Origin of the sequence: Nocardia jejuensis NBRC 103114 (genome assembly GCF_001613145.1) — a bacterium.
GTDB classification, from domain to species: domain Bacteria; phylum Actinomycetota; class Actinomycetes; order Mycobacteriales; family Mycobacteriaceae; genus Nocardia; species Nocardia jejuensis.
This window is the reverse complement of record NZ_BDBU01000035.1, coordinates 1-21,387: the sequence shown is the minus strand read 5'-3', so window position 1 is coordinate 21,387 and position 21,387 is coordinate 1. Positions and strand designations below refer to the sequence as shown.

Here is a 21,387-nt window from a genome sequence, read left to right as displayed (position 1 = left end):
AGCTCACAACGAGAGGCTCGGCCCGCGTATTCACACAGCGCAGCCGGGCAAGCGGGGTGGTACCGCGGTTTCGGCGCACGAGCGCCGTCATCGTCCCCGTGCCTACTTCGGCACGAGGAGACGAACCGGCCATGGCAGCCGACGACAAGAACGCCTATCCCCGCGTCGAACTCGGCGTGACCAGCGGTCCGGTGTCCTTCCCGGAGCTGGAGACGCGAGTTCTCGACTACTGGGCCGCCGACGACACCTTCCGTGCGAGCATCGAGAACCGTTCCGATGCACCGGAATTCGTCTTCTACGACGGTCCTCCCTTCGCCAACGGGTTGCCGCACTACGGCCATCTGCTGACCGGATACGTCAAAGATTTGATCCCACGATTTCAGACGATGCGCGGGAAGAAGGTCGAACGGCGATTCGGCTGGGATACTCACGGGCTGCCCGCGGAAATCGAAGCCGAGAAGCAGCTGGGTATCACGGACAAATCACAGATCGATGCCATGGGTCTGGCGGAATTCAATGCCGCGTGCAAATCCTCGGTGCTCCGGTATACCCATGAGTGGCGCGAGTACGTGACTCGTCAAGCACGATGGGTCGACTTCGACAACGACTACAAAACCCTCGACATCGACTTCATGGAGTCGGTCATGTGGGCGTTCAAGTCGCTGTACGACAAAGGTTTGATCTACCAAGGTTTTCGGGTCTTGCCCTACAGCTGGTACGAGCAGACCCCGCTGTCGAATCAGGAGGCGCGCCTGGACGATGCCTACCGGATGCGCCAGGACCCCGCGGTCACCGTCGACATGCTGCTGCAGGTCCCCTCGGAGCACCCGCTGGCCGCGCTCGACGGCGCGAACGCGCTGATCTGGACCACCACGCCCTGGACCCTGCCGTCCAACCTGGCGATCGCGGTGCACCCGGACGTCACCTACGTGCACGTGCTGGGCAAGGACGACAAGCGGTACCTGCTTGCCGCGGAACGGGTCTCGCACTACGCGCGGGAACTCGGCGAGGAGCCGCAGGTGCTGTCCGAGCATTCGGGCGCGGCGCTGGTCGACCTGCGCTACCGACCGCCGTTCGACTTCTTCCTCGGCCACCCGAACGCGCACCGCGTGCTGAACGCCGACTACGTGACCACCGACTCCGGTACCGGCATCGTGCATCTCGCGCCCGCGTTCGGTGAGGAGGACATGGATGTCGCGACCGCCGCCGGCATCGAGATCGTCCAGCCGCTGGATCCGGGCGGCAAGTTCACCTCGATGGTGCCGACCTACGAGGGCCTGATGGTCTTCGACGCCAACCCGGTCATCATCAAGGACCTCAAGCAGGCCGGAAAGCTGCTGCGGCACGAGACGATCGAGCACTCCTACCCGCACAGCTGGCGTTCGGGCCAGCCGCTGATCTACATGGCGGTGCCGTCCTGGTTCGTGGCGGTCACCAAGTTCCGCGATCGCGCGCTCGAGCTCAACAAGGAGATCGACTGGACTCCGGAACACCTGCGCGACGGCCAGTTCGGCAAGTGGCTCGAGAACGCCCGCGACTGGAACATCAGCCGCAACCGCTACTGGGGTGCGCCCATCCCGGTGTGGATCTCGGACAACCCCGAGTACCCGCGCGTGGACGTCTACGGCTCGCTCGACGCCCTCGAACGTGACTTCGGCGTGCGCCCGGACGACCTGCACCGCCCGCGCATCGACGAGCTGGTGCGCCCGAATCCCGATGACCCGACCGGCAAGTCGATGATGCGCCGCACCCCCGAGGTGCTGGACTGCTGGTTCGAGTCCGGCTCGATGCCGTACGCCCAGGTGCACTACCCCTTCGAGAACAAGGAGTGGTTCGAGGGCACCGCGGACAAAGCACCGCACAGCCCCGGCGATTTCATCGTCGAGTACAACGGCCAGACCAAGGGCTGGTTCTACAACCTGCACGTGCTCTCCACGGCGCTGTTCGACCGCCCGGCGTTCAAGTCCGTTGTGGCACACGGCATCGTGCTCGGCGACGACGGCATGAAGATGTCCAAGTCCAAGGGCAACTACCCGAACGTCAACGAGGTCTTCGATCGTGACGGCTCGGACGCGATGCGCTGGTTCCTGATGGCGTCCCCGGTGCTGCGCGGCGGCAACCTGATCGTCACCGAGCGCGGCATCCGCGAGGGTGTCAGCCACGCGCTGCGACCGCTGTGGAACGCGTGGACCTTCCTGCAGCTGTACGCATCCCGGCCGGGGACGTGGCGCACCGATTCGCAGAACGTGCTGGATCGCTACATCCTGGCCAAGCTGGCGGCGACCCGCGATGTCATGACCGAGGCGCTCGAGGTCTTCGACATCGCCACCGCCTGTGAGGAATTGCGCTCCTTCGCCGACGCGCTCACCAATTGGTATGTGCGCCGGTCGCGTTCGCGCTTCTGGGAGGAGGATCGCGACGCCATCGACACCCTGCACACCGTGCTCGAGGTGACGACCCGGCTCGCGGCCCCGCTGCTGCCGCTCATGACCGAGGTGATCTGGCGTGGCCTGACCGGCGAGCGCTCGGTGCACCTGACCGACTGGCCGGCCGCGAGCGACCTGCCCGCCGATCCGGAACTGGTCTCGTCCATGGACGAGGTGCGCACGGTCTGCTCGACGGTGCTGAGCCTGCGCAAGGCCCAGAACCTGCGGGTGCGCCTGCCGCTCTCGGAGGTCACCGTGGCCGCGTCGGACGCCGAGCGCCTCGCCGCGTTCGCCGACCTGATCGCGGACGAGGTCAACGTCAAGAAGGTCGATCTGACCACCGACGTCGCCTCGCACGGCCGCTTCGAGCTGGTCGTGAACGCGCGGGCCGCCGGTCCGCGCCTGGGCAAGCAGGTCCAGACGGTGATCAAGGCCGTCAAGGCGGGGGAGTGGAGCGAGTCCGCCGACGGCACGGTCACCGCCGCCGGTATCGCGCTGCTGCCCGAGGAGTACACCCAGCGTCTGGTCGCCGCGGAGCCCGACTCCACCGCCGCCCTGCCCGGCAATGCCGGCCTGGTGGTGCTGAACTCGCAGGTCACCGAGGAATTGGAGGCCGAGGGGTGGGCCCGCGACCTGATCCGCGACCTGCAGGAGACCCGTAAGTCCCTGGGTCTCGAGGTCTCGGACCGGATCTCGGTGATCCTCGAGGTGCCCGCGGCGCAGCAGCCGTGGGCCGACACCCATCGCGACCTGATCGCCGGTGAAATCCTCGCCACCGCACTCACTTTCGGTGAGGCGGGCGCGGCGGCGGCCGAGATCGTCGGCGGCGTGAAGGCGGCGGTCGCCAAGGCGTGAGCCGAGCTGACCCGAGTCGGCCTGAGCAAGCGGCGAGGGGCGGGACCGAAACGGTCCCGCCCCTCGCTGTGTTTGTGCCCGACCGGCCGAGTTGTGTGCCTGCCTGCCCAGCCGCGCCCGAGTGACCTGGATCTCTCGACACACCCCCGCTGTCCATCTTGTGGCGGGTGTTGCAGATGAGATAGAACAGCTACTGAGTAGTTAACATATAACTCGAGAGTCGAGTTCAATCACACGACTGCACTTCCTAGCTGTATTTCCAGTTCCACGGCGTCAAAGATCCGAGGGGCAAGGACATGAAGCGAAGCCTGCAACGTCTGTTCACGTCGACCATCGCGACATCGGCGGCTTTGATCTCGATCAGCACACTGATGGCAAATCCTGCCAACGCCGATTCCGGCTCTGCCTCGGGCTCCGCGTCCGGCAGTGCCAGCGGTTCCGCCTCCGGCAGTGCCAGCGGCTCGGCCCAACTCCCGCTCGCCAGTCCGCGTGCCATGGTCGCGCTGTCGCTGGCTGCCACCCAGACCGGGAAACCCTACAAATGGGGCGGCACCGGACCGGATGCCTGGGACTGCTCCGGATTGGTGCAGTGGGCGTTCCGCAGCGTCGGCATCGATCTGCCCCGCACCACCTGGCAGCAGGCGGAGGCCGGGCTGGAAGTCCCCTACGGCGCACTGCAACCCGGTGATGTGCTCATTCTGAACAGCGACGGCTCGCACGAGGGCATCTACGCCGGCGCCGGGCAGGTCCTCAACGCCTTCGACTGGGGTGTACCCGTCGGCCTGACCCCGCTGGGGCAGTTCGACATCTACGCCATCCGCCGGTTCTTCTAGGCGGGGGCCGGTCGGTCGGGGACTACTCGACGACCAGTTCCACCGGGATGTTGCCCCGGGTGGCATTGGAGTACGGGCAGACCTGGTGGGTGGCCTCGATGAGCGCCTGGCCCTGCTCGTTGTGCAGATGCTCCGGCAGTTCCACGCGCAGCACGACCGAGAGTCCGAAGGCTCCGCCCTCCAGCGCGTTCAATCCGACCTCGGCCGTCACCGACGCATCCTCGGCGTCGAGCTTCATCCGCTTGGACACCAGTTGCAGGGCGCTGGCGAAGCAGGCCGAGTATCCCGCCGCGAACAGCTGTTCCGGGTTGGTGCCGGCGCCGTCGCCGCCCATCTGCTTGGGCCGGGCGAGGGTCAGGTCCAGCACGCCGTCGTCGCTGTAGGAACGCCCGTCGCGGCCGACCGAGGTGGCCACTGCGGTGTAGAGCGGGGCGGTTGTGGAAGTGGAAGTCATCGTGTCCTCCTAGACAGACTGGTCTGTTCACCTGACGTCAACAGTAGACAGGTCTGTCTGCTATCGTCAAGGGGTGAGTGCAGCCCGCGAAAGATTGCTCGATACCGCCACCCGGCTCTTCTACGCCGAGGGCATTCACACCGTGGGCATCGATCGCATCATCGCCGAGGCCGAGATCGCGAAGGCGACCTTCTATCGTCACTTCAAGACCAAGGACGACCTGGTGGTGGCCTACCTCGAACGCGAGTACGCCCGCCAGCGCGAGGCGCTGGAATCGGTGCCGGGCTCCGGCGCGGACGCCATCGCCACCATCTTCGAGCGCCTCGGTGAGATCAGTTGCGGCCCCGGCTTCCGCGGCTGCCCCTTCCTCAATGCCGCCGTGGAATTTCCCAGCGCCGACCACGCCGTGCGCAAGATCGTCGAGGACTACCGCACGTGGTTCCGCGACCTGATGGCGGAGCAACTGCACGCCGCCGGTATCGCCGATGCGGAGAACGCCTCCCGCGCACTGCTGTTGACCCGCGACGGCGTCGCCGTGAGCGGCGGAATCGGTGACGACGACACTGTTCGGGCCGGAATTCGTACAGCGTTGGCACAGCTGAAGGCATGACGCGGCGCACGCGAATCCGCGTGCGCCGCAGCGATGTCGATTTCCCGAGGGGCTACCGGGTTTGTCGAAGGAACCGTCTCGGGCCCCATGTCGGTATGGGACCCGCGAGGCCGCTCCGGAATCAGACCCCGACGGTCTCCTCCATCTCCTCTTCGGCGGCCTCGCCCGCGTCTCCGGCCGTGGTCTCGGCCTTCGTCTCGGCGGTCCCGCCGGCCACGGCCTGTCGCTTCTCGGCGGCTCCCGCCGCGATCACCAGCACCGCACCCGCCGCCAGCCACACGAACAGACTCCACACGCGTCCACTCATCCCCACTCCGTCGAAATACAGCAGACTCCGCGCGCCCTCCACGAACCCCGCGCCGTTCCAGAACCCGTGCAGCGCACCGAAGAAGTCGTTCTGCAGCGCCGGCGTGTAGACCCCACCCGAGCTCGTGAAGTTCAGCATCACGAACAGCACCATCATCACCAGCGTGGTCCATCGCTTCAGGAACGTGTGCAGTCCGATGCCGATGGCCAGCACACCCGCCGAGTACAGCCACGACATCGCCCAGATCGCGCCCAGATCATGATCGACCACATGGAACACCGGCCCGGCCAGTGCCAGCCCGATCAGGCTCACCAGCAGCGAGGTGACCAGTCCGAAGGCCGCTCGAATCCAGATCGAGAGTCCCGCGCCCGCCGCGCCGATGGCGGCCACGCTGCCGTACGACCCGATGCTCAACGCCACCAGCAGGAAGAAGATGCCCTGCCCGGTCGGATCGCCGGAGCTGTGGGTGGTGATGTCGGTGGTCGTCACCGGCACGCCCTGCGTTCCGGCGACCTGCCCGAACACCGCCTCGACCGCCATCGCGGTCGTATCGGACCCGGCTTTCGCGACCAATACCTCGGGGTGCTGGGCGTCCGGCACGAACGCCCCGGCGAGGTCGCGATCGCGCAGTCGTGCGATCGCGTCGTCGCGGCTGGGCAGGGTCACCACGTCCAGCGCATCCCCGGCGCGGTCCTTCATCGACTGCGCCAGCACCTTGACCTGCGGCGCGTCCCCGACCACGGCCACGGCCAGATGGTTCGGCTCGGGCTGGTGGAACGCGCCCAGATAGGCCAGTCCCATCCCCAGGCACATGAGCAGCGGGGTCAGCAGGTGGGTGGCGACGTGCCGGATCTGATGCGAGACCATGAACGCACTCCAATGGTTGGTAAATACAACTATATGAGGTTGTAGTCTACAACCATGCCGAGCGACGTTGTATTTCCGGGCCGGGGCGGTGGCCCGAAGGGGCAGGTGGATGCACCCGAGAGTCGTGCCGCTGCTCCCGGAGACCGGGCCGAGGCGCTGCGGGACATTCAGCGCGAGCTCACCGCCTTCGCCCGCCGCGCCCGCGGCCGCGCCGCCGAACTGCATCCCGAGCTGTCCCTGGTCGCCTCGAGCATCCTGGACCTGGTGATCGAGCGCGACGGTTGCCTCGCCGCGGACCTGGCCGGGCACTTCCGCCTCGACAAATCCACCATGAGCCGCCAGGTGGCGGCGCTGGAGAAACTCGGTTACCTGGACCGCGAGGTCGACCCCGCCAACCGCCGCAACCATGTCCTGAAGGCGACCGCCGAAGGGCGCCGGATAGCCCGCGCCGCCTCCGACAGCCGGGCCGCCGCTTTCGCCGAGCGTTTCCAGGACTGGGATGACGCCGACGTGGCCCGGCTCGCGGGCTATCTGATCCGCTACAACGCGGCGGAGGAATAGCCGTCCGCGGTTCGTGGAAACCACGTGCGGTTCAACCGGTTTCGTTGATCAACTCCCGTACCGCTGGATACACTTGATCTCGTCTCGTCGGTCGGGGCGAGAGCATCCGCTGAAGGGTGGCGTCATGTCCCAGGCGAAGCGCACAGCCGTGTTCGGCGCAGGTGCGAGAGTTCTGCCGCCGAGCGCGGCCCTGTTGTCCGGTGCCCTGCTGCTGACCGCGGCGGTCGGCTGCGGAATCTCCGATGACAACGGCAACGGCGTGGCCCGGGGCACCAGTACCTCCCTGCCCGGCGGTACCACCAGCGCCGCCTCCGCCACGCCCGCCAAACCCGGCACGCTGGAGGGTTTCTCGTCCCCCGAGAGCGTCGTGTTCGCCGGCGACCGCTGGTTCATCTCCAATATCGGCGCGAAACAGGAACCCACCGCCAAGGACGGCGACGGTTTCCTCACCGAGCTCAGCTCGGTAGGCACCCTCACCGCACGCAAAGCCGTACCCCGCCAGGGTGATCCGGCACTGAATGCTCCGAAAGGCATGGCCTACACCGCCAACCGGCTCTTCGTGGCCGACATCGATCGAGTCGTCGGCTACGACGTCGACAGCGGCGCCCAGGTCTTCGAAGCGCCCCTGGGCGGCGACCAGCCCGCGCTCCTGAACGACATCACCCTGGCCGACCCCCGCACGCTGCTGGTCACCGACTCCCTCCGCGGCGCGGTGTACCGCATGGACCTGGAAACCAAGAAGTTCGATCCGGTGGCCACCGGGATCCCCGGCGCCAACGGCATCGCCCTCGAAAGCTCCGGCAAGACAGCCTATGTCGCCGCGAGCGGCACGGACTTCAAGGGCGGTGACCTGTGGCGGCTCGACCTCACGCAGAATCCCGTCGTCCCGCAGCGGGTGGGCGCGGTCCACGGCGTACTCGACGGAATAGCCGTGCTGGCCAACGGCGAACTGGTGATCTCGGACTGGGCGGGGTCGGGCAGCACCCCGGGCACGGTGACCGTCCACCGTCCGGACGGCAGCGAGGTCGCCAAGGTAAGCCTCCCCGAGAACCTGCACGGCCCAGCGGATTTCACCGTGGATCCGGCCGGCCGGAACCTCTGGATCCCCGCCATGCCCGACAATCGGGTGCTGGTGGTCCAGCTGCTGGAATCGGCGGTCGGAGGCACGTCCTCCAGCGCCACGACCACATCGGGCAGCCCGGTGGTGACCACCGTCGTGCCGACGGTCCCCACCACGACTACGACAGCCCAAGCCCCTTCGCCAGCACCGGCCACGACGCCTTGAGCGCGTCCTCCCAGTATCCCCAGGAGTGCGTCCCGGCCTGACTGATGTCGAAGGTCGCCGGAATGTTCAACTCCTGCAACCGAACCCGCAGATTCCGCGCGCACCAGTCGCTGGCCGCCTCGAGAATCCCGCCCACCACCAACTGCTGCATGATCCCGCCGTCGGCCGGTCCGAGGCTACGCACGTCGGTGAACGTGTCGTGCCGCCCGGGCAGTCCGCTGCCGTTGGAGACGTACAGCTCCAGGCCGCGCAGGGCGTCGGCATTGACGTACGGATCGTTCTCGGTCCATTCCGGATCGTTTTCCGGGCCGTACATGTTCTCCGGATTTCCGCCGCCGACCGACACCACCAGTTCGGCGAACTTCCGTCCGATCGGATCGCTGATCTGCGCACACCCGCTGTACGCCGCCACCGCTCGATACAGGCCCGGCTTGGCGATCGGCAACTGCAGCACCGAGGTCCCCGACATCGACATCCCCGCGATCGCGCTGATTCCGTTGGCGCCCAAGGCCCCGTCGATGATCGGCGGCAGTTCCTCGGTCAGGAACGTCTTCCACTTGTTCACGCCGAGACGGGGATCGGCCTCGCGCCAATCGGTGTAGTACGTGAACGCGCCGCCGATCGGCATCACCACGTTCACGTTCTTGTCGCTGAAGAACTGATCGGCGTTGGTGTTCCGCTTCCAGGTGGCCGTATCCTGCCCGCCCCCGGCGCCATTGAGCATGTACAGCACCGGGCGCGGCACGGAGGTGTCGGCGGGCCGCTGCACGTCGACCTCGAACTCGCGGCCCATGGCCGTCGAGCGCACTCGCAGCGTCAGATTGCGCGCGTCGCGGATCTCGAAGGAGGTGATGCCGGACCCGTCCTCGGAAAGCGGTGTCCCGGAGAGGGTCGCGGTGCTGGTGATGGGGTCGGGCGGTGCCCCCGCCGCAGCTCCCTGCCCCTGGATCGCGGCATAGGAGCCGACCGAACAAACCACCGCCGCGAGCGCCATCGCCCGTGTACCAACTCCGCGTAGCAAAACCGAACCTTCGAGATCGTTCCCCCGACTACCAATGTGTTTCGGGTCTCGACAGTACGTGAGGACGCATGATTGTGAAACGGTGTGTCTCTTGTGAGAAGTCCTATTCGTCCTCGACCAGCTGACGAAGCACCGGGCCGTAGTCGGGGTGGGTGAGCGCGGAGGCGAACTGCGCCACCAGATAGTCGGCCGGGTTGCCGGTGTCGTACCAGCGGCCGCGAATCACCTGTCCGTACACGGGATTCTGAGTGGCGAAGATATTGATGGCATCGGTCAGGTACACCTCGCCGGTCCGGTGCGTGTACCAGTTGTCCACCTGCGCACGCAGTTCCGCGATGATCCCCGGCGTCACCACATAACCGCCGATGGCGGCATACGAGGACGGTGCGTCGGCCGGCTTGGGCTTCTCCTTCAGGCCGCTGATCCGCATGAGCCCGTTGCCCTCGGTCTGCTCCACCACGGGAACGCCGTAGCGCTGCGATTCGGAGGGATCCATCGGCATCAGCGCCAGCACCGGCGCGTCGGTCTTCTCGTACGCGTCGATGAGCTGCTGTGCGCGCGGCACATCCGCGACGAACACGTCGTCGGGCCACAGCACCAGCATCGGCTCGTCACCCAGCGTGCGCGCGGCATTGAGCACCGGGGTGCCGTTGCCGTACGGGCCGTGCTGGTCGAGATAGTTGATGTGCCCCTGCCTGCTCAGCTCGCCGACCTCCTCGACCGCGTCGGCGTACGCGGCCTTGCCGTCGGCGCGCAGTTGCGCCACCAGCGCGGGGTTGGGCCGGAAATGGTCCTGGATCAACGACTTCCCGCCGCTCACCACGATGGTGATATCGGTGATGCCGGACGCCACGAGTTCGCGCACCGTGTGCTCGATGACCGGCTTGTCGCCGACCGGAAGCATTTCCTTCGGGATGGCCTTGGTCAGCGGCAGCAGGCGAGAACCGATGCCTGCGGCGGGGATCACGGCCTTGCGAATCGTCATGAACCGATCATCACACACCGGGATGGACCGACCTGTCGGTAGCCGCGCGTAGATTCCGTAAAGTGAGCTGCATCGCGGACCCGGCCGACAGGGCTGTCATGCCTGTTCGGGGCCGTGTTCGAGGGGCTGAGACAGAGGGCGCCGAGACTCAGGGGGCTGGGATTCAGGGCGCTGAGACTCGAGGTGCCGAGACTCGAGGTGCCGAGGCGGAACGTGTCGAGATTCAGGGGGTCGAGATTCAGGGTGTCGATGCTCGCGATGGCGAGGCCGCGCGTCTCGAGACTCACGGGGCCGGGATACAGCGTGTCGATGCTCGCGCTGCCGAGGCCGTGCGCGCCGATCCGCGACGTGCCGACACCGCCGCCGGGCGCGCACAGCCGGGCCGCCGCTGGGTCCTGCACATCGACATGGACGCGTTCTTCGCCTCGGTTGAACAGCTGACCCGCCCGACCCTGCGCGGTCGTCCCGTCCTGGTCGGTGGCACCGGCGGGCGCGGCGTGGTCGCGGGCGCGAGCTACGAGGCGCGGGTCTTCGGCGCCCGCTCGGCGATGCCCATGCACCAGGCTCGCCGGCTGGTGGGCGTGAACGGCGTCGTGGTCCCGCCTCGGGGTGCGGTCTACGGCCACCTGAGCAGCCAGGTGTTCGAGACCATGCGCACCCGCATCCCGGTGCTCGAGACCCTGTCCTTCGACGAAGCCTTCGGCGAGCCCGCCGAATTGGCCGGTGCTACGCCCGATCAGGTCCTGGATTTCTGCGAGAGCCTGCGCGCGCTGGTTCTGGACCGCACCGGCCTGATCGCCTCGGTCGGCGCGGGCAGCGGCAAACAGCTGGCCAAGATCGCCTCCGGCCTCGCCAAACCCGATGGCGTCCGGGTCATCTCGCCCGCCGAGCAGCGCGAGTTCCTCGCCTCCCTGCCGGTCCGAAAACTCTGGGGCGTCGGACCCGTGGCCGAAAGTCGTTTGCGCACACTGGGAATCGAGACGATCGGCGCCCTGGCCGCCCTTCCCGAATCCGAGGCGGCCTCGATCCTGGGCAGCGCCATGGGCATCGCGCTGCACCGTCTGGCCCGCGGCATCGACGACCGCCCGGTCGCCGAGCGCGCCGAGGCCAAACAGATCAGCGCCGAAACCACCTACGAGAGCGATATCGTCAGCCTCGCGCAGCTGCGTCCGGCCATCGAGGCCATGGCGGTGTCCGCGCATCGCCGTCTCACCGCCGACGGCCGAGCCGCGCGCACCGTCGTGCTCAAGCTCAGGAAATCCGATATGAGCATCGTGACCCGGTCCTCCACACTGCCGTACGCGACCGAGGACCTGACCACCCTGTCCGCCGCGGCGCAGCGCTCCGCCCTCGATCCGGCCGAGCTGGGGCCGATCCGTCTGGTGGGCGTGGGTTTCGCCGGGTTGTCCGAGATCCGGCAGGAATCGCTGTTCCCCGAGTTGGACCAGACCGTGCGGACGGTCGAAGCCGTCTCCGAGGAGCCCACCCTCGGTCTGGTGGAGAGCCCGGATCCCGTGGTACCGCCCGCGACTCGCTCCTTCGCTCTCGGAACCTGGTATCCCGGTGTGGATGTCGAGCACGCCGAGTTCGGCCACGGCTGGGTGCAGGGCGCGGGCCACGGCGTCGTCACCGTCCGTTTCGAGACTCGCACCTCCGGTCCTGGCCCCGCACGGACTTTCGCGGCGGATGACCCGGCCCTGCGAAAAGCGGACCCCCTGGGAAGCCTCGTGTGAGGCCGCGGGGCTGGTATTGCCTGATAGAGCCGCCGCCGCACCCTCGCTCGTCGCCGAAATCGCGGTGTGCCAGGCACATAAGAGACGTTTGCGCCAATTATGAGGATTCGGACTGAAAGTGCCGCGCCAGCCACTTCGGACTCGGTTTCCGGGGGAACTCGTTGGTAGCGTGTGGGTCGTCGTGCAGCGCCGCCGGTCGGATGTGGCTGTCACGTTGTCGAACGGACCTACTCGAACGCAAAGGACGAGCAGTTGAAGCTTCAGAAGACTGGACGTATCGCCGTAGCCACCCTGGCGGTCGTGACCGTACTCGGGCTGTCGGCGTGTGGCAGCGGTGACAAGAAGGAGACCAAGCCCACCAAGGTGAGCACCTCCAGCACCGCCGCCGCGCAGTCGAACTACCCGCCGGCCCCGACCGCGGCGGAACTCAATGCCGATCTGCAGAAGGCCCTGGATCCGGCTGTTCCGGACGCCGAGAAGCTGGACATGATGCAGGGTGTGCAGGCCGACCCGAGCCTCCCGTCGCGTCTGACCGAGGCCTACAAGCAGAACGGCGCCGCTGTCACGGTCACCGGTGTGACCGACCTCGGCAATGGCACCATCACCGCCGACGGTCAGGTGTCGATCAACGGTGGCGCGCCGAACCAGGTCGTCGTGCCGTTCGTGGCCGAGGACGGCAAGTGGAAGGTCCAGAAGGAATGGATCTGCAACACCCTCTCGCTGGCCAACCAGACCTCCCCGGCCTGCAGCTGAGCTGAGCTCGGCCCCGGCTGAGCACGCGATTTCCGAGCCCGGCACCCCGCGCATGGGGTGCCGGGCTCGTTCGGTTCGTATCCGGAGCACAGCCGGGTGCCACGTCCGCTAACCGGGGCAAAGCGGCGGCGGGTCGGCTTCGCCCCTTAATATCGGCGGTCGTGACCGACGTGTTGGAAAAAGCGGGGCAGGACTCCGCCGGGAGAGCCGGTGCCGGGGCGGGCGTACGGACTTCCGGAGGCTGGGAGCAGGCGGTAGCCCTGATCGCGGGCGTGATCGCGGTGCTGGCGGCCATAGCGGTGCCGCTGCTGCCGGTCCGGGTGGACGCCACGACCTTGAACTGGCCGCAGAGCGGGTCGGTCGCGAGCGTCGAGGCCCCGCTGGTCTCCTACGCGCCCCTGACCTTCGACGCGACGATCCCGTGCGCCGCCGTCACCCAGCTCGCCGACACCGGCGGCACCCTCGCGGCCACCGCCGCGAACGGCGCCCCGAACCTGGACCGGTACGGCTTCTCCGCGCGCGTGAAGGCCGCGAGCACCGGCGACGACGGCGTGGTCAAGCCCGCGAAGTTCGAAGCGGTCCTGCACAACAAGTCGCTCGTGAGCGTCCCGGTCGACGAACTCACCCCCGGCTGCGCCCTGACCGTGCACGCGGACATGACCCAGGCGACCGCGGTCATGACCGGAACCGCTCTCGAACCGGTGACCCTGTCGGGCGACTACCGCCCGCAGCTGGTCGGCGTCTTCAGCGACCTGCGCGCCGCCGACGGCACCACCGTGACCGCGCAGATCGACAGCCGCTTCTCCTCGACCCCGAGTCCGATCAAGCACATCGCGATCTGGACCGCGTACCTCGCGACGATCCTCGCCCTCGTCGCGCTGTACCGGATCGACCGCCGCGACGGCCGCCGCCCGCGCCGTTTCCTGCCCGAGCGCTGGTGGACCTTCCGCCCGATCGACGGCGTGGTGATCGGCGCGCTGGTGCTGTGGCATTTCATCGGCGCCACCACCTCCGATGACGGCTATCAGTTCGGCATGGCCCGCACGTCGATCCACGCCGGGTACATGGCGAACTACTTCGGGTACTTCGGTGTGCCCGAAAACCCGGTCGGCACACCGTATTACGACCTGCTCGGCCGGATGGCGGAGATCAGCGTCGCCAGTCCGTGGATGCGACTACCCGCGCTGCTGGCCGGCATCCTGATCTGGATGGTGCTCAGCCGCGAGGTGATTCCGCGCCTGGGCGCGCGCATCCGGCACGACCGGGTGGCGGTCTGGACCGGCGCGCTGGGCTTCCTGGCGGTCTGGCTGCCCTACAACAACGGCCTGCGTCCGGAGCCGCTGGTCGCGCTCGGGGTGCTGCTCACCTGGGTCTCGGTGGAACGCTCGATCGCCACGCGCCGACTGCTGCCCTACGGCATCGCCATCCTGATCGGCGCCTTCGCCTGTACCGTCGGCCCGTCCGGAATCATCTGTGTCGCACCGCTGTTGGCCGGTATCCGCCCGCTGTGGCGCAGTATCGACGCCCGCGCTCGCGCCCTGAGCGCGCCGACCGCTCCCGGCGCGGGCGTGTTCGCCGTGCTGCGCACCCGCGGCCCGGCCTACCTGGCGCTGGGTCTGCCGCTGGTCGCGGCGGGCTCGGTCGTGCTCGCGGTGATGTTCGCCGATCAGCCGCTCTCGTCCATGTTCGAGATGAGCCGCGTGCACACCCTGGTCGGGCCGAATGTGCACTGGGACGGCGAATACATTCGCTACCAGTACCTTTTCATGCCCACCATCGACGGTTCGGTGGCTCGCCGCTTCGGCATGTTCATGCTGTGGATCGGTATGGCCGTGTGCGCCTTCGTATTGCTGCGCAAGGGCGGCCGGATCCCGTTCACCGCACCGGGTCCCGTGCGCCGCATCCTGGGCACCTGCCTGGGAGTCATGCTGCTGATGATGACCACCCCCACCAAGTGGACCCACCACAACGGCATCTACGCCGGACTGGCGGGCGTGATCGCCGTGCTGACCGCGGTCGCGGTCGGCCCCGCCGTGATGCGCTCCCCGCGCAACCGCGCGCTGTTCGCCTCGGTGGTCTCCTTCGCCACCGCGATGGTGTTCACCAGCATCAACGGCTGGTGGTACGTCTCCAACTGGGGCATCCCGTGGCGTGACAAGTCCGTGGTGGTCGCGGGCGTCGAGTTCAGCAAACTGTGGCTGGCGCTGGCGCTGATGTTCCTGGTCCTCGCCGGTTTCTGGCATGTGCGCGCCCCAGAACCCGCTGCGCCCCATCGCATCTCGAAGCGCGGCTGGAAGCTAGTCTCGATTCCGCCGCTGACCGTGATCGCGGCCTTCGTGGTCCTGTTCGAGGTCGGTTCGCTGGCCAAGGGTGCGATCGCGCAGTACCCGGCGTACTCGCTCGCGCGCTCCAATGTCGATGCGGTCCTGGGCAATACCTGCGGCCTGGCCCGAGATGTCCTGGTGGAGACCGACGCTCAGGCCGGCATGCTCAGACCGCTGACCGGCGACGCGTTCTCGGCCTTCGCCGCCGACGCGGTCGGCTTCACCCCCGGCGGCGTCGGCACCGACCTGCGCGCCGACGACGAACTGGACACCGGCGGCAACATGGCCAGCGCGGTGAGCGATCGCTCCGACCAGACCGCGGACGGAACCACCACCACCGCACTGCCGTTCGGCCTGAGCCCCGCCACCACCCCGGTGCTCGGGACCTCGGGCACGACCGAGGCCGTGTCCACCCTCACCACCGGCTGGTACGCCCTGCCCGAGCCCGGCGACCGCTCCGGCATCATCGCGCTCACCGCGGCGGGCCGGATCCGCTCGGTCAATCACGACGGTGTGGTGACTCCCGGCCAGTCCATCGAAATCGAATACGGCACAGCCGATTCCAGCGGCGCGGGCCGGCCCCTGGGCCGGGTCACGCCGCTCGATATCGGCCCCGCCCCCAGCTGGCGAAACCTGCGGGTTCCGCTGGCGGACATCCCCGCCGACGCCACCGCTATCCGCGTCGTCGCGCAGGACCGCGACCGCGATCCGAAACAGTGGATCGCCCTGACCCCGCCCCGCATTCCGCAGACTCGCACCCTGCAGGACGTCGTCGGCTCGTCGGCCCCCGTGCTGCTGGATTGGGAAGTGGGCCTGCAGTTCCCGTGCCAGCGGCCCTTCGATCACCGCGATGGCGTCGCCGAGATCCCCGGTTACCGCGTTCTGCCCGATCGCGGCGGCGCGGCGATGACGTCGCTGTGGCAGAGCCACGACGGCGGCGGCGCGCTCGGCTGGAGCACCATGCTGCTGCGGCCGTACACCCTGGCGACCTACCTGAAGGACGACTGGAGCAAGGACTGGGGTGAGCTGCAGCGCTTGTCCCCGATCGACGGCCGAGCTGTCCCGGCGAAGCTCGAGACGGGAACGGAGACCCGCTCCGGCCTGTACAGCCCGGGCCCGATCAACGTAACCGGCTGGCAGTAGCCCCTGCCGACGGTGTGACCTGCCGGCAGTAATTTCGGAACACGGAAAACACAGAGATCCGCACTCGCTTCGACACAGAGGCGGGTGCGGATCTGTGTCCGGCGGTGCTCGCAGTCCTCCTACGGTCCCGCTTCGCCCTTCAACTTCCGCGCCTGGGCCGCGGTCAACGCGCTCAACTCCTGCGGATCCGGCTCGGCCGCTCCCGACATGGCCAACTGCACCACCACCGACCCCACCAGGGTCACGCTCACCACCGAATACAACGTCAGCCCCTGGCTGGTCGTGTGCACCCGGAACGCCGTCGAGGCATCGCCCGCGCTGGGCTGATCCACCGCGCCGACCTGGAAATCCACCGATTCCCCGTCGACGTCCTTGCCCGAGTACCTGGTGCACTCCCGCAGCAGCGATTGCACCGTCGAGAACGCCTGCGCCGCGCCCCCGTTCGCGTACGAGGCCGCGTCGATGTCGAGGGTGTCGAAGTCGGGCCCGCCGAACTGCGCGACGGTCTGGGAGAACGATCCCGGGGCCTGTGCCGACACCGGCGAGAGCACCTTGGCGCACTGTGGCGGATCGGTCTTGGCCCCGGCGCCGCCGGTGCTTCCCGGGGGCGGATCGTTCAGCGCCGAGTACCCCGACGGCAGTTGCGGGACATCCAGCAGATTCGATCGCAGCGTGATGGAATCCACGACCGGTGCGGCGGCGCCGGAGGTCTGCGGGGGAGCCACCGTGGGGCCGAATGTCTGCAGCGGAGCGCCGGAATCGCTGGACCCGCAGGCCGATACGGTCACCGCGACCGCGCTCGCGAGCACGGTCAGCATGGTGCGAGTAGTGCGAGTGGTGCGAGAAGATGCAGTCACGGCCACATCATCGCAGCCGGGCCTCAGGCGCCCCACTGCACCTGGGTGCGCAGGGTTTGACGCAGGGTCACCGAACTGTGCGGGTCCCGGTAGGTCTGATTGCCGCCGACCTCGACGGACCCGGAAACCGGCAGCGGCAGACCGAGATCCACGGCGATGACGCCGGTGCCGTGCATGAGGTAGTCGACGATCTCCAGCTGTCCGGCGTCGTTGGGCAGATGCCACACCGTCGATTTCGGCGTCTGGACCACGTTCAATTCGATGTTCAGCAGGTTGCCCTCGCGCGCGGTGAGGGTCGCGGTGGTCACCTGCTCCAGTGGCACGCTGCCCGAGACCTGCTGGCGCACAGTCCACACCGCGCCGACTCCGACGGGCTCGTCCGGGAACGCGACGGACTGGTACACCGCCTGGTAGAAGGCCTGCTCGAGCGCCGCGCGGGCCGCGTCCGAGGTGGCGGGCTTGGGCGCCATCCGCAGTGCGGTGATCGCGCCCGCCTCGCTGATGTCGAATCCGGCCCGTGAGCCGTCGGCGGGCAGCAGCGCCTTGGCCAGCGCCGGATCGGGGGAGGTGACCGTGCCGAGCGTCAGCTCGACCCCGTCGCCGCCGGTCTGCGCGCTGAGCGGGATGGTCACCGCGGGCGGTGAGAAGTCACGCACGGCCTGCGAGTTGATCTGCTGCTCGATGTGATGGTCCGTGCTCAGCGTCACCTGCTGCACGGTTCCCGGCTCGACCGCGGGCCGCAGCGAGGAGCGCGGCTCGGCGCCGGGATCGACGACGGTGGTGGTCACCGCCGCGATCGGCATGGTGACTTCCTTCGCGAATCCGAGAGGTTCCGCGCCGTCGGCGTCGGAGGTGGTTTCCGAGTGGTCGCTACAACCGGCGCCGAACGCTGTCAGAGTGACCGCGAGAACCATGAGCAGAACACCGGATCTCGAATTGCGGGATCGTGGTCTGCCCGGTGAACCGACGCAGCGTGCGGTGGCGTTGGCCGAGCTGGGGGATGAAGACAACACCGTCACGTCCAACAGGTTACGGCTCATTCCTGATAATCAGCTGGGATCCGCACCGGTGGTATTCCAGGGTGTTTTCAGGGGGTTCTCGGACGTGGCGGCTGGGTGGTAACCAGCCTCCGGCTACGGCGACCGACAGGTGTGAAGTGGCCATAGGGAATGATGTCAAGGGTGAGTACCGACCGGCCGAGCGAATCCGCCGCAGACGAACCCGACAAGTCGCCCGGAGATCCTGCGTCGACGGGCACCTCGGCCGACCTCGACGCGGTAGCCGAACAGCCGGAGGTACCGGAGGAGGCAGCCAAGCCTCGGCGGCCGCTGCAATTGCGGACGCTGCTGCTGATCGCCGTGGTGCTGCTGGGTCTGGATCTGCTGACCAAATGCATCATCGTCGCGACTCTGACGCCGGGCGAGCCCGTCTACCTCATCGGCAAGACGGTGCGTCTGACGCTGGTCCGCAATCCCGGTGCGGCGTTCTCGATGGCGACGAGCATGACGTGGTTGCTGACCCTGGTCGCCGCGGCCGTCGTGATCGGTGTGGTCCGGATCGGCCGCACCATGCGCTCGGTGCCGTGGGCGATCGGTCTCGGCATGGTGCTCGGCGGCGCGCTGGGCAATCTGATCGACCGTCTGTTCCGTGCGCCGGGTCCGCTGCAGGGGCACGTGGTCGACTTCGTCGCGGTCGGCTGGTGGCCGGTGTTCAATGTCGCCGATTCGTCGATCGTGTGCGGCGCGATCCTGCTGGTGATCTTGACCGTGTTCGGATTCGAACCGGATGGAACGCGCGCGGGCGGGCGCGAGGAGGACGACAAGGCGGAGGAGAAGACAGTATGAGGGAAACCCGCAGTATGCCGGTGCCGGATGGTTTGGATGGCATGCGCGTCGATGCCGGACTGTCCCGACTGCTCGGTCTGTCCCGCACCGCCGTGGCCGCCATGGCCGAGGACGGTTCGGTCCAGCTGGACGGCACCGCGGCGGGCAAGTCCGATCGCCTCACCGCCGGCGCCTGGCTGGAGGTCGAATTCCCCGAGCCCAAGCGCGAACTCACCGTCGAGGCCACTCCGGTGGACGGCATGAGGATCCTCTACGCGGACGACGACGTCGTCGCGGTGGACAAGCCGGTCGGCGTCGCCGCGCACACGGGTGTCGGCTGGTCCGGCCCGACGGTCGTCGGCGGCCTGGCCGCCATGGGCTACCGCATCTCCACCTCCGGCGCGCACGAGCGTCAGGGCATCGTGCACCGGCTGGATGTCGGTACCTCCGGTGTGATGGTCGTCGCCCAGTCCGAGCACGCCTACACGGTGCTCAAGCGCGCGTTCAAGCAGCGCACGGTCGACAAGCGCTATCACGCTCTGGTGCAGGGACATCCGGATCCGAGCAGCGGCACCATCGATGCACCCATCGGCCGCGCGCGCGGCAACGACTGGAAGTTCGCGGTGGTCGCCGACGGCCGCCCCAGCGTCACCCACTACGACACGGTCGAGGCGTTCCAGTCCGCGAGCCTGCTCGACATCCACCTGGAAACCGGCCGCACCCACCAGATTCGGGTTCACTTCTCCGCGGTCCGGCACCCCTGCTGCGGTGACCTCACCTACGGCGCCGACCCGCGCCTGGCCGAGCGTCTCGGTTTGGAGCGTCAGTGGCTGCATGCCCGCCAACTCGGTTTCAATCATCCCGCCGACGGCCGATGGGTCGAGATCACCAGCGAATACCCCGCCGATCTCGCGCATGCGCTGGCCGTTCTGCGCGCACCGTAGGTCCGGCCACCCGCTCCGGCGTAGGCTCGCTATCCGTGAACCCGGCCAGGCCCGCCGCATGACCGGCGAACTCCCAGACGAAGGGCCCGCCCGGTCGACGGACGGGACCGATGCGCCCGCGCCCGATGTGCCCGCGCCCGTGGGCATCGCCTCGCGCCTGCGCCACCCTGCCGCCCGTCCACTCGGAATGGCAACGGTGGCAGTGGCTTTCGTGGCCCTGATCCTAGTCCTGGGCTGGGCGACCCCGCCCTACCGCTCGGTCATCTCCACCGATCGCCTCGGCCCGGAGAACGGCGAGCCGGTAGCCGACTACCTGACCCGCGCTCAGACCTCCCTGCAACCCACCGACCTCGCCCCGCGCTGGTCGCTCATCTCCTTCACCGCAGGCGTCACCGCCGCCCGAATCCCCGAATTCACAGGCGGACTGCGGATCTCGGAGGTCCTGTACCACGTCCCCATCCCACGGGTGGCGACCCCGATCATCTCGATCGGCGTCCCGGCGGGCGATGCGGTGGCGGTGGCCTCCCGCCGTGCCGCCGCCGCTCAGGTCCAAGCGACCCCCGCCTATGACGAGCGTTCCGTCCGCACCAACCAGGTGGTGGCCGCCCGCCTCCGCGCCGACTGCGCCTGCGTGGTCGGCCTCGTGGTCGACGGCCCGCTGCCCCAACTCCGCACTCTCGCAGCACTTCCCGGCGTCCGCTCGATCCAATCCCTGCCGCCGGACGCCTCCGCCGGAGTTTTCGCGGTGGCCCCGCTGCTCCCCGAATACGCCGACTCCGTGAACCCCGGCACCGACGACGGACCCGTCCCCGACAACTAACCGGCGGACCACATCCCGTCCATCATCGTCGGATAGCGCACCGGCCGGAAACTGTCGAACGTCAGATCCCGCACATGCGTGAAGTTCGACCACAGCGCCCTGCCGCCCTTCAGGACCTGAGCCACCCGCACCCGGCGCTCGGCCGCCTCCCGCTCCTCTGCCGTTGCGGCCCTGAGGTTTCCGGCGGTTCCGTACAGCCGTACACCCGGCGGTGCGGCGAATCGGGCCGAGACCAGCGATCGAAACCACATCCACGATCCCGAATCGACCGCCATCAAACAGATCTCGGGGTTGGCATCGATATTGCGGGCCAGTGCGCTCGTATACACATCGAAATAGAACCCGGTCTGGTCGTCTCGCAGGAACACCGTGCCTACCGGCGTGACGTTCGGTCTTCCCTCGGGGGATATGGACGCGATGGCGCAGTGTCCGGTGGAGCGATTGCCTCGTGCCACTGTGGCTTTGATCTGGGGCCAGTGGGGGGCGAGGGGGAGTGGGTGGGCGGCGTTGTCCATATCCGCAGGGTAGAGATCAAAGATAAAAGAGGCCTGGAAGAGAAGGGAAGAAGAGCCCGCGCAACCGGCGGTTTCCAGGTCTGCCGGATGTCGGGTGTGGAGAGGGGGTGCGGGGCACTCTTGGGGCAGTAGGGCGTGCGGGTCAGTAGGGCATGTGGGTCAGTAGGGCGGGCGGACTAGTAGGGCGTGCGGGTCAGTAGGGCATGTGGGTGGTGGTCGTGGAGTGCCCGAGTGGTGACCACAGCCATCCAGCCAGGCCGGGACGAGAGAT

General features: G+C 68.0%; 18 protein-coding genes. 11 read left to right on the top strand and 7 right to left on the bottom strand.

Features of this window, described 5'->3' with window-relative positions:
• Positions 1-131: 131 nt before the first annotated feature.
• Positions 132-3,281: an isoleucine--tRNA ligase gene (gene ileS / locus NJ1_RS26420; protein WP_067699142.1), complete on the top strand. Its 3,150-nt coding sequence runs from the start codon at positions 132-134 to the stop codon at positions 3,279-3,281.
• A gap of 296 nt (positions 3,282-3,577) precedes the next feature.
• On the top strand, positions 3,578-4,114 hold the full coding sequence (locus tag NJ1_RS26415; protein WP_067699140.1) for a C40 family peptidase: 537 nt from the start codon (positions 3,578-3,580) through the stop codon (positions 4,112-4,114).
• Between the two features lie 22 nt (positions 4,115-4,136).
• On the opposite strand, the gene NJ1_RS26410 is transcribed toward NJ1_RS26415, so the two are convergent.
• On the bottom strand, positions 4,137-4,568 hold the full coding sequence (locus NJ1_RS26410) for an organic hydroperoxide resistance protein (protein WP_067699138.1): 432 nt from the start codon (positions 4,566-4,568) through the stop codon (positions 4,137-4,139).
• A 73-nt stretch (positions 4,569-4,641) separates the two neighbouring features.
• Between NJ1_RS26410 and NJ1_RS26405 the strand changes: the two genes are divergently transcribed.
• Positions 4,642-5,178 carry a TetR/AcrR family transcriptional regulator gene (locus tag NJ1_RS26405; RefSeq protein WP_067699136.1) on the top strand — a complete coding sequence of 179 codons (537 nt, stop codon included), beginning with the start codon at positions 4,642-4,644 and terminating at the stop codon, positions 5,176-5,178.
• 121 nt (positions 5,179-5,299) lie between these two features.
• Here the strand turns inward: NJ1_RS26405 and NJ1_RS26400 are convergent, their stop codons facing one another.
• Complete coding sequence (locus tag NJ1_RS26400; protein WP_067699134.1) at positions 5,300-6,352, bottom strand: YhgE/Pip domain-containing protein; 1,053 nt, start codon at positions 6,350-6,352, stop codon at positions 5,300-5,302.
• Positions 6,353-6,406: 54 nt separating this feature from the next.
• Here NJ1_RS26400 and NJ1_RS26395 point away from each other — a divergent pair, with 54 nt between their 5' ends.
• Together NJ1_RS26395 and NJ1_RS26390 are read left to right on the top strand one after the other, a co-directional pair.
• Positions 6,407-6,913 carry a MarR family winged helix-turn-helix transcriptional regulator gene (locus tag NJ1_RS26395; RefSeq protein WP_084478873.1) on the top strand — a complete coding sequence of 169 codons (507 nt, stop codon included), beginning with the start codon at positions 6,407-6,409 and terminating at the stop codon, positions 6,911-6,913.
• 124 nt (positions 6,914-7,037) lie between these two features.
• The gene (locus NJ1_RS26390; RefSeq protein ID WP_067699130.1) at positions 7,038-8,198 is read left to right on the top strand and encodes an SMP-30/gluconolactonase/LRE family protein; all 1,161 of its coding nucleotides are present in this window, start codon (positions 7,038-7,040) and stop codon (positions 8,196-8,198) included.
• On the opposite strand, the gene NJ1_RS26385 is transcribed toward NJ1_RS26390, so the two are convergent.
• Entirely contained in the window at positions 8,152-9,192 is a 1,041-nt protein-coding gene (locus NJ1_RS26385; protein ID WP_084478871.1) for an alpha/beta hydrolase, read from the bottom strand. The genes NJ1_RS26390 and NJ1_RS26385 overlap by 47 nt on opposite strands.
• A 130-nt stretch (positions 9,193-9,322) precedes the next feature.
• Positions 9,323-10,204: a UTP--glucose-1-phosphate uridylyltransferase gene (locus tag NJ1_RS26380; protein WP_067699128.1), complete on the bottom strand. Its 882-nt coding sequence runs from the start codon at positions 10,202-10,204 to the stop codon at positions 9,323-9,325.
• 407 nt (positions 10,205-10,611) lie between these two features.
• On the opposite strand from NJ1_RS26380, the gene NJ1_RS26370 reads away from it, so the two are divergent.
• The 3 genes from NJ1_RS26370 to NJ1_RS26360 all read left to right on the top strand — a co-directional run bounded on the left by NJ1_RS26370 (position 10,612) and on the right by NJ1_RS26360 (position 16,157).
• The gene (locus tag NJ1_RS26370; RefSeq protein ID WP_067699124.1) at positions 10,612-11,937 is read left to right on the top strand and encodes a DNA polymerase IV; all 1,326 of its coding nucleotides are present in this window, start codon (positions 10,612-10,614) and stop codon (positions 11,935-11,937) included.
• 252 nt (positions 11,938-12,189) lie between these two features.
• The gene (locus NJ1_RS26365) at positions 12,190-12,690 is read left to right on the top strand and encodes a WKL family lipoprotein (RefSeq protein ID WP_067699122.1); all 501 of its coding nucleotides are present in this window, start codon (positions 12,190-12,192) and stop codon (positions 12,688-12,690) included.
• Positions 12,691-12,851: 161 nt separating this feature from the next.
• Positions 12,852-16,157, top strand: a complete 3,306-nt coding sequence (locus NJ1_RS26360; RefSeq protein ID WP_084478867.1) for an arabinosyltransferase domain-containing protein — start codon at positions 12,852-12,854, stop codon at positions 16,155-16,157.
• A gap of 119 nt (positions 16,158-16,276) precedes the next feature.
• Here NJ1_RS26360 and NJ1_RS26355 read toward each other — a convergent pair whose 3' ends face one another.
• Both NJ1_RS26355 and NJ1_RS26350 read right to left on the bottom strand, forming a co-directional pair.
• The gene (locus NJ1_RS26355) at positions 16,277-17,014 is read right to left on the bottom strand and encodes a sensor domain-containing protein (RefSeq protein ID WP_157574217.1); all 738 of its coding nucleotides are present in this window, start codon (positions 17,012-17,014) and stop codon (positions 16,277-16,279) included.
• Between the two features lie 23 nt (positions 17,015-17,037).
• Positions 17,038-17,928: a hypothetical protein gene (locus NJ1_RS26350; RefSeq protein ID WP_067699118.1), complete on the bottom strand. Its 891-nt coding sequence runs from the start codon at positions 17,926-17,928 to the stop codon at positions 17,038-17,040.
• A 258-nt stretch (positions 17,929-18,186) separates the two neighbouring features.
• On the opposite strand from NJ1_RS26350, the gene lspA reads away from it, so the two are divergent.
• Genes lspA through NJ1_RS26335 form a run of 3 tightly spaced genes read left to right on the top strand, consistent with a single transcriptional unit; the run spans position 18,187 to position 20,601 of the window.
• A complete protein-coding gene (lspA, locus tag NJ1_RS26345) occupies positions 18,187-18,858 on the top strand; it encodes a signal peptidase II (RefSeq protein ID WP_084478892.1) in 672 nt (223 codons plus the stop codon).
• Positions 18,855-19,781, top strand: coding sequence for an RluA family pseudouridine synthase (locus NJ1_RS26340; protein ID WP_067699114.1), 927 nt, complete (start codon positions 18,855-18,857; stop codon positions 19,779-19,781). The genes lspA and NJ1_RS26340 overlap by 4 nt, the downstream gene beginning before the upstream one ends.
• 58 nt (positions 19,782-19,839) lie before the next feature.
• Positions 19,840-20,601, top strand: a complete 762-nt coding sequence (locus tag NJ1_RS26335; RefSeq protein ID WP_245717590.1) for a hypothetical protein — start codon at positions 19,840-19,842, stop codon at positions 20,599-20,601.
• On the opposite strand, the gene NJ1_RS26330 is transcribed toward NJ1_RS26335, so the two are convergent.
• Positions 20,598-21,116 (bottom strand): pyridoxamine 5'-phosphate oxidase family protein, encoded by a 519-nt coding sequence (locus NJ1_RS26330; protein ID WP_084478865.1) that lies wholly within the window; start codon positions 21,114-21,116, stop codon positions 20,598-20,600. The two genes, NJ1_RS26335 and NJ1_RS26330, sit on opposite strands and share 4 nt — an antisense overlap.
• Positions 21,117-21,387: the final 271 nt, after the last annotated feature.

Coding starts and splice junctions, on each gene's coding strand:
- lspA (WP_084478892.1), top strand. CDS start 18,187: ATGTCAAGGGTGAGTACCGACCGGCCGAGCGAATCCGCCGCAGACGAA.
- NJ1_RS26370 (WP_067699124.1), top strand. CDS start 10,612: ATGGACGCGTTCTTCGCCTCGGTTGAACAGCTGACCCGCCCGACCCTG.
- NJ1_RS26380 (WP_067699128.1), bottom strand. CDS start 10,204: ATGACGATTCGCAAGGCCGTGATCCCCGCCGCAGGCATCGGTTCTCGC.
- NJ1_RS26390 (WP_067699130.1), top strand. CDS start 7,038: ATGTCCCAGGCGAAGCGCACAGCCGTGTTCGGCGCAGGTGCGAGAGTT.
- NJ1_RS26350 (WP_067699118.1), bottom strand. CDS start 17,928: ATGGTTCTCGCGGTCACTCTGACAGCGTTCGGCGCCGGTTGTAGCGAC.
- NJ1_RS26400 (WP_067699134.1), bottom strand. CDS start 6,352: ATGGTCTCGCATCAGATCCGGCACGTCGCCACCCACCTGCTGACCCCG.
- NJ1_RS26340 (WP_067699114.1), top strand. CDS start 18,855: ATGAGGGAAACCCGCAGTATGCCGGTGCCGGATGGTTTGGATGGCATG.
- ileS (WP_067699142.1), top strand. CDS start 132: ATGGCAGCCGACGACAAGAACGCCTATCCCCGCGTCGAACTCGGCGTG.
- NJ1_RS26335 (WP_245717590.1), top strand. CDS start 19,840: ATGACCGGCGAACTCCCAGACGAAGGGCCCGCCCGGTCGACGGACGGG.
- NJ1_RS26415 (WP_067699140.1), top strand. CDS start 3,578: ATGAAGCGAAGCCTGCAACGTCTGTTCACGTCGACCATCGCGACATCG.
- NJ1_RS26395 (WP_084478873.1), top strand. CDS start 6,407: ATGCCGAGCGACGTTGTATTTCCGGGCCGGGGCGGTGGCCCGAAGGGG.
- NJ1_RS26410 (WP_067699138.1), bottom strand. CDS start 4,568: ATGACTTCCACTTCCACAACCGCCCCGCTCTACACCGCAGTGGCCACC.
- NJ1_RS26385 (WP_084478871.1), bottom strand. CDS start 9,192: ATGGCGCTCGCGGCGGTGGTTTGTTCGGTCGGCTCCTATGCCGCGATC.
- NJ1_RS26330 (WP_084478865.1), bottom strand. CDS start 21,116: ATGGACAACGCCGCCCACCCACTCCCCCTCGCCCCCCACTGGCCCCAG.